The 14,622-nt window shown below is 37.8% G+C and carries 7 protein-coding genes; all 7 read right to left on the bottom strand.

Annotation, left to right across the window (positions count from 1 at the left end; translation table 11 throughout):
• Positions 1 to 7: 7 nt before the first annotated feature.
• The gene (locus PEDSA_RS18175) at positions 8 to 1,255 is read right to left on the bottom strand and encodes a DUF4959 domain-containing protein (RefSeq protein ID WP_041537556.1); all 1,248 of its coding nucleotides are present in this window, start codon (positions 1,253 to 1,255) and stop codon (positions 8 to 10) included.
• A 22-nt stretch (positions 1,256 to 1,277) separates the two neighbouring features.
• Positions 1,278 to 3,206: a RagB/SusD family nutrient uptake outer membrane protein gene (locus tag PEDSA_RS18170; protein ID WP_013634631.1), complete on the bottom strand. Its 1,929-nt coding sequence runs from the start codon at positions 3,204 to 3,206 to the stop codon at positions 1,278 to 1,280.
• Between the two features lie 11 nt (positions 3,207 to 3,217).
• Positions 3,218 to 6,421: a SusC/RagA family TonB-linked outer membrane protein gene (locus PEDSA_RS18165; protein WP_013634630.1), complete on the bottom strand. Its 3,204-nt coding sequence runs from the start codon at positions 6,419 to 6,421 to the stop codon at positions 3,218 to 3,220.
• Positions 6,422 to 7,529: 1,108 nt separating this feature from the next.
• Positions 7,530 to 9,689 carry a glycoside hydrolase family 31 protein gene (locus PEDSA_RS18160; RefSeq protein WP_013634629.1) on the bottom strand — a complete coding sequence of 720 codons (2,160 nt, stop codon included), beginning with the start codon at positions 9,687 to 9,689 and terminating at the stop codon, positions 7,530 to 7,532.
• 255 nt (positions 9,690 to 9,944) lie between these two features.
• Complete coding sequence (locus PEDSA_RS18155) at positions 9,945 to 11,495, bottom strand: putative Ig domain-containing protein (RefSeq protein WP_013634628.1); 1,551 nt, start codon at positions 11,493 to 11,495, stop codon at positions 9,945 to 9,947.
• An 11-nt stretch (positions 11,496 to 11,506) separates the two neighbouring features.
• Positions 11,507 to 13,012, bottom strand: coding sequence for an alpha-L-fucosidase (locus PEDSA_RS18150; RefSeq protein ID WP_013634627.1), 1,506 nt, complete (start codon positions 13,010 to 13,012; stop codon positions 11,507 to 11,509).
• Positions 13,013 to 13,149: 137 nt separating this feature from the next.
• Entirely contained in the window at positions 13,150 to 14,616 is a 1,467-nt protein-coding gene (locus PEDSA_RS18145; protein WP_013634626.1) for a RagB/SusD family nutrient uptake outer membrane protein, read from the bottom strand.
• Between the last annotated feature and the right edge of the window lie 6 nt (positions 14,617 to 14,622).

Genomic DNA, 14,622 nt, shown 5'->3' with positions numbered 1-14,622 from the left:
TTAGCATTTATTTAACTTTCTGGCCCCAAAATCTCAATTCTGACATATGTAGGAAACCTAGCGCTCCGTTAATAGATGCCCAGTTATCAATATGTTTCCATGCGATATATCTGTATGCTTCTGTTTCAAGAGGTAGTTCATACTCGTGTCCAGCTCTCGCAATTTCCACATCATCATTGGTAACTTGCCCTATAGGAAGACCTGACGGCTTTTGCATAATTCGGTGATCTATCATCACCCAGCTATTCACATCAGAAGGCGTGTTAGTTGCCCAAATCTCCCATTCGTGTGGATTTCCATGACTATAAAAGTAAGTTGAGTTATCGTCATGCATCCTTTGCCAAAGCTTATAACGACTTAAACGTACTTTTTGACCAAAATCCATAGCGAACCATGCAGGAAGAGGATTCTTTTCATTAGAATGGAAACCATTATTCCCTATTGTATTGTCAAATAAAGCTGTAAAAGGCCATGAGCTAAGATTTCCAGGTTCCGCTACCGGCGATCCGTCTACAGGAAGTGGTCTTATCTGAGGTACTGGGAATTTTTGTCTCATATATGTTGGTGCACCCAATTGCTCTTCATATACTGGCGTAAGGTTCATAGCAAGCGTATCTGTGATATTATCCCAGGTGTCCTTAACAAAAAAACCAAACTTTCTTTCCACTGCCTCAAGCCCTCTTACAGAAAATCCTCCTTCTGGTAAAGCAGTGTAATGGGCATCTACATCTTTCCATTCACTCAAAGTTTCGTCCCAAGCAACAATGCCTATTATTATATTATATGGCCTTTCGCCTGTAGACGTTTTGTTTTCAAATTTAATATTCATCCCCCCGAAAGACTCCTTAATATCCAAAGATTCCAATACATCGTAAATTGGTGGAGCTAAAGGATTAATGGTAACGGATACCGGTTCTGAAGCTTCTTCTGACCTGCTTACAGCATATAGCTTCACTTCCCTTGGATTTGTATCGCCCAAACCTTCAACTACAACATCTCTTTTATAAAATGATGATTTTGATTCAACCATTTTCCCTTTACGCTCATACACCGCCTTGACGTACAACAAGTTGACATCATCAGGTAAAGTATAACTTATAACTGCCCCACCTGGAACATTTTCCACAATGGCATTCTTAATAGAGGCAGGAGCACCTGTTTTGCCATAAATAGGCTTCATGAACTCCTCTTTACAGGATTGCAGGGATAACAAACCTGTAAAAAGAACCAAAAGTATAATTATATTTCTTTTCATCTTATTCTGTTTTAAAATGTTATTACCATCCAACATTTTGAACCAAATTTCTATTTGTCTGCATTTCTTTTGTCTCAATCGGCCACAAATACTCTTTCATGGTAAAATGCTGATTAAACAATAATACTGGCCTATAATAGGAATTTGCACTTTTTTGAGTAATATCCCAACCTCGTATAGGCTGATTTAGCTCTCTATGTGCTTCTTTCCATCTTTTTAAATCCCAGAAACGTTGTCCTTCAAATGCCAATTCTACACTTCTCTCTTGGTGGATAATTTTTCTCAGGTTTTCTTTTGATCTATAGTATCCAATTTGTTTAGAAAAGGGTCCATCCCAAGAATCTTCTACCGTTGGAATACCTGCTCTTACCCTTACCGCGTTAAGATACCCTACCGTTTCCGACGTATATCCATTGACTTCATTCAAGGCTTCGGCACATAAAAGATATAAATCAGATAAACGTATCTCAGGCCATGGATACTTCACAATATTGTTGGTGATATTCCCATCTGCAGCAACTGCTGTTTCTAAATTAACTAACTTTTTAATCCAGTAACCTGTAATCGAATAATTACTTATACCCTGTCTTGCAGAAATTTCAGAGCTTCTTCCTCTTATAAAACCTAAAGGCTTAGTTACATTGTAATTATCTACCCAATTTCCAAACCAAATTCCACGATCAAAACCCAAACTGGCATAAAAGCGAGGTTCTCTGTCGAAATGTAATTTAACCGTATTGGAATCCAATTCAACATAGTAACGATCTGCCTCCTTTGACACCCTCAATCCATAACGATCGTCATAATCCCAGCTTTTATCTTCTGTAATTGGCAAACCATTTCTTGTGTAAAATGTCTCTGCCATTTTTAAAGTAGGAGCAAGTAAACCTTTTGGCCCGCTGCCACTTGTTGCTCCTGTTTTTATAATTCCCATAGACCAGCGCTGCATATTCACATCTGCCATACTGTTGGTATTTGCCCAAATAACTTCAGTATTTCCTTCGCTGGTAAATGCGGTACGCAATTTCAATTGTGTTCCAATAGTATCGTTGATCACATAGGTTGCCAATCCTTTAGTTTCATTAAGTGCATACCCAAATGAATGACAATAATCAATAGCTGTTTTACAAGCTTCTGCTGCTACTTCCCATTTTTTTTGATCATAAACAGGATTAAATAAATTTACTCCCCTTTTATCTTTTAAGCCAGCGTATTCCGGATTACCGTTAAACAATGGGCTTGCGGCGGTAACTAATACCTTTGCTTTCAATGCTAAAACTATAGGTTTAGTTATTCTACCTAATTCCGATTGTTCCGCCCCGCCAAGTGTCTCTGGCAAATTAGGATCCTCATACACTTCGTCCAATAATTGAACGATATACGCTACCACATCATCAACTGGTTCCCTATAAACCTTCACTTCTTCTGGAGAAGCAGAAATTGGCAAATTTTCTTTAATAATAGGGATAGGTCCATACATACGCATTAAATAAAAATGGTAATATGCTTTTAAAAATTTCGCTTCCGCTTTCCATCGACCTTTTTCCCATCCATCCATTTCCGTTACTTTATCGATATTTTCAATGAAGATGTTGCAATCGCGGATTCCCTGAAAAAGAGGTTTACCGCCGCGAGAACCGCTCCAAAAATTCCCATAAGGACTGGAAACATTTTGTAGTCCTAAAGCTATATTGTAAAAGTTTGTGCTTACATCCATAGGTGGATTAGCATACCATATTTCATCAGCGGCTGTGAAACCGGGATTAGTGTTAAAATGCCCATTAGCCGGCATATAAGAATAGCAAGTAAAAAGGAATTTTTCTGCAGATGCTCGTAAATTAAAAGCATATTCAATTGTAGCAATATTGTCGGGAACTACATCCAAAAACTTATTACAAGAGCCAAGTAAACCTGTAACTGCTATTAATATTAATAATTTAATCTTTTTCATTATAATCTCGTTTATATTCCTACCTGTAAACCAAAATTAATTACTCTTTGTACAGGATATCCCAAGCCATTTCCTCCCATCTCAATATCCCAAAGCTTAAATTTGCTAAAGGTAAATATATTGCTTCCTGTCGCATACAATCTGAGATTGCTTAACTTAGCTCGCTGGGATAATTTTTGTGGAAAAGTATAACCTAATTCAATTTGCTTTATTCTTAGAAAAGACCCATTACGCATAAACCAAGTACTGGTTTGTAGATTATTTGCATTTTCGGAAAGCGTAGGACTTAAACGTGGCCATAAAGCGTATAAATCTCTGTTTTGTTCAGACCAGTGATTATCTGCATAAGCTTTTAACAATTGATTTTGAAGTTTATAACCCGCTAATTCACTACTATTTTTCCTGTATTCCACAAATGGTGCTGTAGCACTCGCATCTATCCAAAAGGACGAACGGGCAGACCCCTGAAAGAATGCATTGGCATCAAAACCTTTATAGCTGATTGAAAAACCAAATCCATAGATAATTTCCGGACGGGTAGGATATCCAAGTGGCACCTTATCAAAATCATTGATAATACCATCGCCATTTATATCTTTGTATTTGATATCTCCCCCCATCGTATTTGAAAAATTCTGAATTGGAGAGTTCCTAACCTCTTCATCGTCAACAAATAAACGCTCAGCTATATATCCCCATGTTTGAGAAGTAGAATGCCCCACTTTATACTCCCATGGATAATCTTTTACTTGCTCTTCGTAGGCTTGATATTTATTACGAGCATAAGTAAAATTTCCTCTAACTCCTATGTATAAATTCTTACTAACTGCGTTGTTGTAATCTAATTGCAGCTCATAAGATTTAGATTTAGCTTCGCCAACATTTGCTTTTGGCAAATTCCCCTGTAAACCCATTGTTTTAGGGATTGAAGCTCTGTCCATAAGAATATTTGATCTATGTTCAGTAAAATACTCTGCAATAATATCGAGTTTGCTCCATAAACCCAGCTCTAAACCAAATGTTGAGTTCTTGGCAGTTTCCCAAGTAACATTAGGATTTGCATAACGACTAATAGAAATACCTGGTCTTGAATATCCACCCCTAGAACCAAAACTAGCTCCCATACCTCCATTACTCATGTTTACTTCAGACAGATAAAAAAATCTTTCATCTTTATCGCCAATGGCATCGTTTCCAACCAAACCATAATTACCTCTAACTTTAAGTTTAGAAACAGTTGCTCTGTAAGGCTCAAAAAACTTTTCGTTTGAAATTTGCCACGCTAAACCTGCTGAAGGAAAGAAACCCCAACGCTCTGTTTTATAAAATCTTTCAGAACCATTATATCCGAAATTAAACTCTGCAAAATATCGATTATCATAACCATAGGTTGCTCTTCCTGATACTCCTAGATTTCGGGCAGCCAAGGACTCCTGTAAGCCTCCGGCATTACCATCAAGCTTAGAACTCAACAAGGAAACAAGCGTTCCACCTACAGTATGCTTCTTTTCGAAAGTGCGGTTATAGTTCAGCACCGACTGCATATACAATACTGAGGAAACAGTTTTATCTCCTTCATTAAAATCAAGATAATCGGTCCCGGTATCTGGATTTAAAGGATTTAATCGATAGGAATTCGTAAGTTTATCATAACTTCCAGCGGTATAAAAGAATGGCTTGTAAGATCTTCTCAAATCAAAGAAAGACTCACGATTGACATTCCCCATCATGTTAAAATTCAGTCCCTGAGTCACAAAAGGCAAATCCTGCTTCCACTCTAACTGCGCAACCATTAATGCCCTAGCTGATTCTTTATAACCTTTCACCATATCAGCGTAAGGATTCAAGTAATTTCCTGATTCTAGATTACCAAACATAATATGCTTCTCGGTTCCACCAACTCCAGGTTCATAAGGATAATACGGAAGAAACTGTACAGGACTAGAACGCATAATCTTGCGATAAATACCTTCACCTCCGTCTAATGGCCCATTATAGTCTTCAAAATTTCCATTCAAACGAATATTAAAGGAGCTTGTTTTTGTAAGATTCAATCCGATATTAGAACGCAGATTGTATTTCTTCAAATCAATATTATTATTAAAATTATTACGGCTATCTACTTTTAAAATACCATTATCCTGATTGATAGCCCCTGACACATAATATGAAGCAACCTTACCACCACCACTTAGGTTTAGATTCAAACGCTGGTTCATTGTAGAATTCTTCAATAATTCTTCTTGCCAGTCAACCGCTGGGAAAACTGTAGGATTTACCCCTGCAATAGTATTATCTACTTTACTTCTTGAATAAGGTGTTGCTTCATTAGGCTTCCGTGTAATATAGGACTCGTTATGCAACTTCATATAAGTAATTGGGTCAGCCAGTTCGATATTCCTTGTAGCTGATGAAATAGAATTCTCATAACGAACATTTACTTTTGGCTTACCTTCTTTACCTTGTTTAGTAGTTATCAAAATAACACCATTAGCACCTCTAGCTCCATATAGAGCATTTGCAGATGCGTCTTTTAAAATGGAAAAGCTCTCAATATCATCTAAAGTCAATTGAGCCATATCTTTAACTTGATACTCCATTCCATCAATTAAAATCAAAGGATCCTTTTTGTAACCAAACGTCGTAGCTCCACGAATAAAGAATTCTGCATTGTCCATCCCTGGTTCTCCAGATCTTTGATATGCTATCACTCCGGAAAGTCGTCCTGCTAATGCAGTTGTAAGGTTACTGGAGGGAACTTTAAGTTCGGCCGGATTAATAGTAGTAATCGACCCTATCACAGATTCTTTCTTCTGAGTTCCAAATGCAACTACTACGGCTTCATCCAACATTTGCGATGACTCTTCCATGGTCATATTGATCACGCTCTTTCCTTTGGTGGAGACCTCTTTAGAAGTATAACCTACCATAGAAAAGACAATTACAGAACCATCCGGAACCTCTAGAACATATTTACCATTAAGATCTGTTGTGGTTCCAATTTTGGGATTATTCTTCACAGAAACCGCTACTCCCGGCATGGGCCCGATAGTATCGGAAACTGTTCCTCTAATCTCCTTTTTCCCTTCTTGGAAGAATCTTGTAGAATTGGGTTTCTCTGCTTGACTTTCTGCTCTAGCAGCACTGGTGAGAGCTAGAACTAATCCTATTAGAAAAAACATCCATCTACTTTGCTTAAGTAATGAATTAAACATAATTTGTTGTTGTTTTTGTTATTATTTAGATTTTATTTGAGCTTTCCAATCAAAACATTTTCATCCTGCAATCAAATAGTACGGTTTATAAAAGCAGTAATGGTTTATATCTGTAGCTAAAATAGAGCTTATACTAATGTGCCAATTCTGTTGTATTAGCTTTTTATTAAGTCATTTTACCTTATTAGTACTGGTTATACAAATTGTTGGATTGCTACCACAAATTTTTGTTTGATCATTACCTTTCGAAAGTTCTCCAAGCATCCTTAGAGTTTAGTACAGCGATCTAAGGATTTAATAAATGAAACGGAGTCTCAGACTCCGATGTATTGCTTGATCTGTAGAGCCCCTTCGGAACTCTACAGACAAGAAAGGCGATTCCCAAAACGCTTTCGGGTGAGCTGAGAAATACCTAACATTTAGCACTGATAAAGAAAAGGCAATCGGGTATGTTATTATCCCTGCTGAAAGATCCTCACTCAGACAAAAAGCGCTTCCTTTGCAAAAACATTCTCGGCAGAGAAGAGGCTCTTTAAGCCGGAACCACCTTATTTATTACAGAGACATATTAGTGAGATAATAGAGGGTTTGTAGAGGGTTCATAGAGGTAAAGCTCTATAAAATCACTATTTTAACTTTCTTTTATTTATATGTTGAGTATTGTTATTGAGTATCCTTATGGTACGAAAGTGGAACTTTGGTACCATAAGGTAGAAAGCAGTCGGGTCGTTTGTCCTTTCTAAAAGATAACTACCCAGACGATAGCATAATATGCAGCCGATCCGTCCGGAGTGCTTAGCGACAACGTCACTCTAAATTGCTTAATAAACCGGAGTTTGTAATTCCATTCCATAATTTATAAAGCTTGTTCTTTGTTTCAACTCTAAAAGTATTCTATCTGAACGACACGAGCTCTAGCTGAAAGCATTCGGGGAATCCCTCTTCAAGTTCCTTAACGAAACAACCACAAAACGCTGACTCTCAAAGATTAAAATCCGTCTGCAATTGTGTATTTTTTTTAAACTTTCTACAGTTTGCCTACTTACGGTTAAACAAAAAAGGGCGAGCCAATTAATCAGCTCACCCTTTCTATGTAATCATTTAATTTCTATTTAGTCATGGCAGTAAATGTCACTTTTCCAACGGTGTTTACTTTACCCTTTACAGCTGCCGATATAGATCCTTTTACCTTGCCACTTTTATCTTTTTCCACCCTTATCGTTCTCCAGGAAAAGTCTCCTTTTTCATAATTGAATGTTTCACCATCATCATCATACAATTTAAATTCTCCTGGTTTATTGCCATAATAGCGAATTTCCAGATCCACTTTCTGGTTTGATTTTGGAGAGTTTAATAAAGCAGGCATCATAGGTACAATTCCTCCATCTCTAACATAAACCGGAATTTTATCTAATCCTGGAGTAACATCTAATACTTCTCCGTCACCAGCATACTCTCCTGTATAGAAATCATACCACTTACCTTTTGGCAAAACAACTTTTCTAGATTTTTCACCAGCAAACATTGGAGCCACTAAAAGATCGTCCCCCGCCATATATTGATCCTTAATCTCTTTAGAAGCTGCCTCTGCGTAAGGGTTCTCTTCTAAATTCACCTTGTTTAACTTTTCTACCTTAGCATCTTGTCTAAATCCTTCTTCCAATCCCATTCCTCTAAAAGGCGGCATACCTTCGAAATGATACCTCGCAAAAGCTGAATACCAATAAGGCATCATCTGCATTCTCAACAAAGCAAACTTTTTCACATCTGCCTCAACTTCCGGATAAGACCACGGCTTTGTTCCGCTAGCCCAGGCATTAATCATTGCCATTGGAGAAAAGACATTGGATTGGAATCTTCTTAACCACTCTTCCCCACTCTTTGAAGCTCTTACTTCTGGAGTCCATAAAACACCTGCAAAACCACTATTGATTAAAGCAGTAATAAAATCCTGGTGATTGTAATAGTCATTATAAATTACATAAGGGAACGACGTTCCTCCGCCATTAGATGCTCTTACTAAACCAAAAGTCCTTTCATTTCGTTGTTTATAAAGCTCGGCACTATATCTTTGAACCAATAAGCCGTAAGTTTGCCTCATTTGCTCTGCGCTCAAACCAGACGGGAATTTTGCAGCATCTGGCCATAAATAATAATCATAGCCATCGACTTCGTCAATTTTATAGCCACTAACGCCTCTTTCTATCTGATCTTTTAATAGTTGATTGAAGAAAGGTTTTCTGGCTTCGGCCATCGTAAAATCGGGAACCAAACCTAACCAAACTGTATGTGAACCGGTATATGGTTTAATTTCCTTATAAAATGGCGCATCGGGTGAAATATATGGATTGATCCATAAATTCAGACGAATCCCCTGATCTTTCATTTTCTTCACAAAAGACGTTGGATCTGGATATCTACTTTTATCCCATGAAAAAGTTCCTGGATAAGCTTTGCTCTGCCAACCTGGTTCCAGGCCAACAAAATCCAATGGATATCCCTTTTCTTTAAAATCGTTAACCTCTTTCTCTACATCTTTATCCGTATAACGGGTCATTACACGTTGAGTGAATCCCAAACCCCAACGTGGAGGCAAATAACCGCCACCGTTTAACAGGTTGTATCTTTTCACTGCATCTATCGGTTTCGGACCACCAAAAACATACACTTCTACCCCTTCAGCAGGTACCAAAATCTCTACTGCATCCGAATAAGGTCTAGAACTCCATGTTTTATCGGTATTTCTATCTTTAGGTGTTGGAAAATTCTCACTATCTTTTCTAACACCTGTTCCTGCCCAAACCTTAATATATCTTGCAGAGTTTATAAAAACTCCGTAACCATTTGACGAAACATAAAAAGGTGTTGGAGCATGTGTTCTTCCATTGTCCTTACCGCCGTAATGGTCCACATGCAATTCTAATATTTTACCTCTTTGATGTACAGTTTGAAAGTTCAAACCGAAACCATAAAGCTGTTCCTCCTTCTGTAAAGGAAATCTTAAATAGGTTTTGCCTCCACTTACTTCTAAGCTGACGCCTCCATTTGCAAAAGGGAAAGACACTTTTTCCGTTTTAGAAAGCGCGTCCTTATTAGGCTGGGCTCCAGCAGCTTTCAACAAGTCATATGACTCTGGCTTTCCTACAATAGCTTTCCATACACCGGGATAAATTTCTGTCCAGTTAGCTGTTTGAGCGTGAGAACTTGTGTAAAACAAGGCGACAAACAGTAAACAAAACAATTGGATTAATTTCTTAAACTTGTTCATTTGATCTACAAAATACTTAATACAAAGACTATGACGTTTCAACCTACAATAAAAAAGAATTTTCTAATCTATTCATTCAGCTATTTTGTCTTTTGAATATGTTTTATTTGCATGGTTAGTTCTCAGTTTTTCGTCTTTAGTTCTTAGTCTATTTATGTTAGTTCATCAGTAGATTTTACGATATATCAAAAACATGCTGACTATCGCATTTGTACAAGCCTTTTCGGACTTCCGCCTTCCGACTCCCTGCATCTTTTATTTTACCCTACGCACCGAGATCATGACCACACCATGCTCTGCTACATTTGCTTTAAACTCGTTTTCATAAATGCCCAGATCCTTCTGTCTCCATAAATCCCGCACCATATACTTACCTTTAATACCTAAATCTGACCACTTTAATGCAATTGTTTGCTCTCCATTATCTTCCAAATTAAATAAGCCAACTGCTTTAGTACCGTCTGCCAAATCTTTAGCCATTACTCCTTTATCTCCCTCTCTTTTTATCACGGTTGCTTGTTTTCCCAGAGGATCCTGATTCACAGCGATGACTTCATCGTTAGTAAGAAGGTTCAATGTAAAATCGTCCATTTTAGAAATATCACAACCTAATAACAATGGAACAGACATGAGACACCATGCACTCATATGCGTATATTGTTCATCAGGAGTTAACTTGGAAGGCCATTTTTCGGCAGAATTCCATCCAACAACACCTACAATCATCATATCCGGATCATTCCAATGTCCAGGTCTGGCGAATGGTGCCCATTTATCCTGTGTAAAGATTCTGCTTTTTAAGCTTTTCCAATTGTCTTTTATATCTCCTCCTGTTCTCCATGTGTTCGAAACCTCCGAAAGCTCCTTTATTGTCGCAAAAGGCGTACTATTCGATAAGCTATAAACAATATCTCTCCCGCTATCTCTCAAGGCGTCATACATTTCCTTGGTTTCCTTTAACTCTATCGGGTTCCAATCGTATTTCAGGTAATCAAATCCCCATTCGGCAAATTGTTTTGCGTCATTCTTCCAAAAATGATAATCGCCTATTGCATAAGGTAAAATCTTCTTATTCCTGGCTATATTTTCTTTTGTTCTTTCAAATTTTCCCTCGGCGTTCATAGCGGAACCTCCTATTCTATGTCCGTATGACTCAACCCAGGGAGTTGAATATGTACCAATTTTCAATCCGAGATCATGCACTTGATTTACCAAACCCTGCATATCTGGAAAACGAGTACTATCTGGTAAAATAGCAAAATGTTTACCTCCTCTTGCTCCCTGCCAACCATCATCTATATTCATATAAGACCAGCCATGGTTAATTAATCCGGTTGAAACCATAGCTTTCGCTTGCAATAACACTTGCTCCTGCGTAATCCTGGTTCCATATATATTATAATGGTTCCACCCCATTGGAGGAGTTAATGCTATCGTTTCACCAACTATAATCGTAAAATCCCGGTTTGTCTTCCCATGAGCATTTTGAGCATTTATGGACATATTGTAAGTTCCGGCCTTTGATATTACACCCGACAATCTTCCGGTATTTTCATCCAAACTTACTCCTTTTGGAAGGCCTTTAACTGAGAATTTCATCGGCCTGAGACCAGAGGTTGGTATAGTGTATATTATTGGATGTCCCGGGCGTACTCCAAAAACTTTAGCACCATTAATTTTTGGTTCAGGGCCATGTTTAGGAGTCAAAATAGCTTCTGAATTTACAGACTGCTGGGCCTTTACATAAGTTGAGTTACTTATTCCAAGAAACCCTAATATCAATATTGATAAATAAGTTTTTTTCATTTTTTAAAAAATCAGAGTTCTACAGCTACTACATCAACCAACTTTGACCTCAGACTAACTGGCAACATGATCTGAATAGTCTTATCTTTTTTCTTATAATCTAGTTTTTGTCCGGTAGCCAACAACTTTACCGATTTCGGATTTTGGGAAGCCGTAAGTTCCACTGTTAAATCTTTAAGCGGCAACATGTCTTTATCAAATTTCCCATTATTTTTAAACTCAGGAATTGCAAAAAGGTATCGTGTATTCCCTAAAGCAGTTGCCGGAACGCTTGCAGACTCGTTTAGAGGAAGTCTTTTTGTTCCTTTGATAGATTTTCCATTCAATTTCATCCAATCCCTTACAACTTCCATATTATCATAAGCTGGTTGTGGTAAGTAGCCCTCTTTAGTAGGCCCTACGCCAAGCAGGTAATTCACTCCCCAAGCCCTTGCAGCAACAAGTTCGCCCAAAACAAACGCGTTAGATCTAAAAGGAACCGTATTACTGTTTGCCCAGCTGTTTGTCCATGGATTACAAAATTCCGCCCATATGTCTCTACCCGGGTCCGCCTTGGGAGGATTCCTTTCAAAAGTTATAAAATCTCCTTTACCATGCATTCTGGGATTCATTAAAATCCCCGGTTGCAATCTCCTGATTTCTTCCTGCGTAATAACATTATTTCCATTAGGAATTGGTGCCTTACCATCAAACCAAAGCAGGTCTATCTTTCCATAGTTTGTCAGCAATTCTTCTATCTGCCCTTTAACCATTGCTCCGTAGGCTTCCTGATGCTTCCTTTTTTGCTCTTCGTTTGGATATGTTGTTCTAGGGTTAAGATCTCCATCTACTTTTGGCAAACCTGGATTTGTTCCATAAACTCTACCATATAGAAAACTCATATACTCTCTGTCAAAGTACCAATCAGGAGGTGAATAATAGAGTCCTACTTTCAACCCGTACTTCCGGCATGCTTCAACAAAGGGCTTTATTAAATCTTTGCCACCCATATAGTTCTTTGTACTAAAATTGCCATAGTTACTTGGCCACATCGCAAACCCTTCATGATGCCTGGATGTTAACACAGCATAAGTGAAGCCTGCCTCCTTAGCTGCCTTAATCCATTTATCAGGATCATATTGTTGGGGGTTAAATTCCTTTGCCATTGCCCAATATTCATTTGGAGTAATTTTTGGTGGTGCCCCATTTAAATTGTAATCTTTTTCTCTAACAACTCTTTGTAATTCGCCTTCATCCAACTTTTTATCTACTAAAGGACGGCCTGGTATCATTGGCCAGGACGCATCTAAATCTTTCACAGATGAGAGTCCCCAATGAATAAAGAGACCGAATCCAGCGTCGGGAAACCATTGTGCATCCGGATGTTTAGTTCGTTGATTATTGGAAGATTTTTCTTCGGAAATATTTATCATCCCGTGTTCTGACTTTACTCTTTCACTATCTTTGTTCTGAGCAAATCCAAATTGAGATACCAATAAGACCACAGTTAATGGTAACAGCTTATTTTTAATATTCATAGTTTATAATTTTCCAACACTAAGGAAAAGCTTCGCCCTGTATTTTTATTAAATTAAATTGTCTTTTAACTATATTATATATGCAATAAAAAAAGGGAATCAGATTACTCCAATTCCCTTTTATAAAAATCATGGTTTTATTGCCAATCTGGATTTTGTTCCCAGACATTTCTCATTATATCCATTTGTCCAATTGGAACGGGAAAATAATAAGATTTAAATCTTCTTTTCGCATTTGCTTTGTTATGAATAAGCGTAGGAATAACCTGTGCAGCAGTTTTCCAACGTATCAAGTCATTATATCTCAGCCCTTCAAATGCCAACTCTACTCTTCTTTCGTTTCTTATAATATCTCGGGTTAATGCGGTTTTTGCCGGCATACTTACTCCTGGCCTCGCCCTAACATCATTTAAAGCTTTTAATGCTCTTGGGTCTGTCCCTTGTCCGTCTTCAAACATAGCCTCTGCGTACATTAACAGTAAATCAGCGTAACGCATCTTCACCATGTGTTGGTCACTTAATGTTGCGCCAGAAGCATTGTTTATAGATAGATTAACCCATTTTTTAAATGCCAGATTATTAAACGGAATGGCGCTTTCTGCTTTACTACCTGTACTTTGAAAACCCGCTGGATTGTATGCCCATGGTTGACCTGGTTCCAGGATGGTCATCGTCCTACGTGGATCATTAGGCTCATAGGCATTTAACAACTCTACTGTTGGAAATACCGACATTCTCGACCCAATAACCTGATCGAGTGAATGATAGTCATCCGGGGCTTTAAACTGAACGGAAAACATTATTTCTGGGTTGTTCACCTGCTCTCCAAAAAATATTCCCGAATAATTCTTATAAATCTGAAATGGATTTGACGCACTTCCTATTAAAGACCACGCTGTCTCTGCGGCCTCTTTAAATTTATCGTTATTTAATAATACCCTGGTTTTTAAAACAATTGCTGATCCTTGAACAGGTCTTCCATTGGAATAAAGTGTTGCCGGCAAATTCTGAATAGCAAAATCTACATCTTTTAAGATTTGTGCTACTATGGCACTTTTAGGAGATCTGGGTACATTTTGAAAATCCTCCCCAAGTACAGCCGGGGTAGTTCTCAAGGGCAAATCACCATATAATTGAGTTAACTCATTGTAATAGTATGCTCTTAAGAACATAGCTTCCGCTTTCATAGGATCTTTTTTGGCCTGACTTAAATCCGGAACCCGATCTATATTCGCCAAAAAATAGTTACAATCAGCTATTCCTTTAAAGAAAATATCCCATGTTTTCGATATAATTCCTCCTGTAGATGGACTATGATCTCCTCGCATTACTACATCAAAAGATTCGTAATTAGAAGTATTTAAAGCATTATCTGAAAGGCTCTCCCACATCAATGTATTACCACTCTGATTAGGCCCATTTGATATGATTGGCTCTTTTAGAGCGCTATAACATCCAATTAAAACCGTTTTTGCCTCTGCTTCGTTATTGAAAAACTTATTTGAGCTTGGGGCTGTTAATGGATTTTTATCTAAATAATCCGAACAAGAGGAAAATATCCCTCCGGCTATTATATATGCGAATATTTTTACAATCTTTTTCATTTAATT

The sequence above is a fragment of the Pseudopedobacter saltans DSM 12145 genome, assembly GCF_000190735.1.
Classification (GTDB): Bacteria; Bacteroidota; Bacteroidia; order Sphingobacteriales; family Sphingobacteriaceae; genus Pseudopedobacter; species Pseudopedobacter saltans.
This window is presented reverse-complemented; position numbering and strand designations above follow the sequence as displayed.

Excerpts from the sequence above, each read along its gene's own strand:
- PEDSA_RS18175 (WP_041537556.1), bottom strand. The coding sequence starts at position 1,255 with ATGAAAAGAAATATAATTATACTTTTGGTTCTTTTTACAGGTTTGTTA.
- PEDSA_RS18150 (WP_013634627.1), bottom strand. The coding sequence starts at position 13,012 with ATGAATATTAAAAATAAGCTGTTACCATTAACTGTGGTCTTATTGGTA.
- PEDSA_RS18155 (WP_013634628.1), bottom strand. The coding sequence starts at position 11,495 with ATGAAAAAAACTTATTTATCAATATTGATATTAGGGTTTCTTGGAATA.
- PEDSA_RS18145 (WP_013634626.1), bottom strand. The coding sequence starts at position 14,616 with ATGAAAAAGATTGTAAAAATATTCGCATATATAATAGCCGGAGGGATA.
- PEDSA_RS18165 (WP_013634630.1), bottom strand. The coding sequence starts at position 6,421 with ATGTTTAATTCATTACTTAAGCAAAGTAGATGGATGTTTTTTCTAATA.
- PEDSA_RS18160 (WP_013634629.1), bottom strand. The coding sequence starts at position 9,689 with ATGAACAAGTTTAAGAAATTAATCCAATTGTTTTGTTTACTGTTTGTC.
- PEDSA_RS18170 (WP_013634631.1), bottom strand. The coding sequence starts at position 3,206 with ATGAAAAAGATTAAATTATTAATATTAATAGCAGTTACAGGTTTACTT.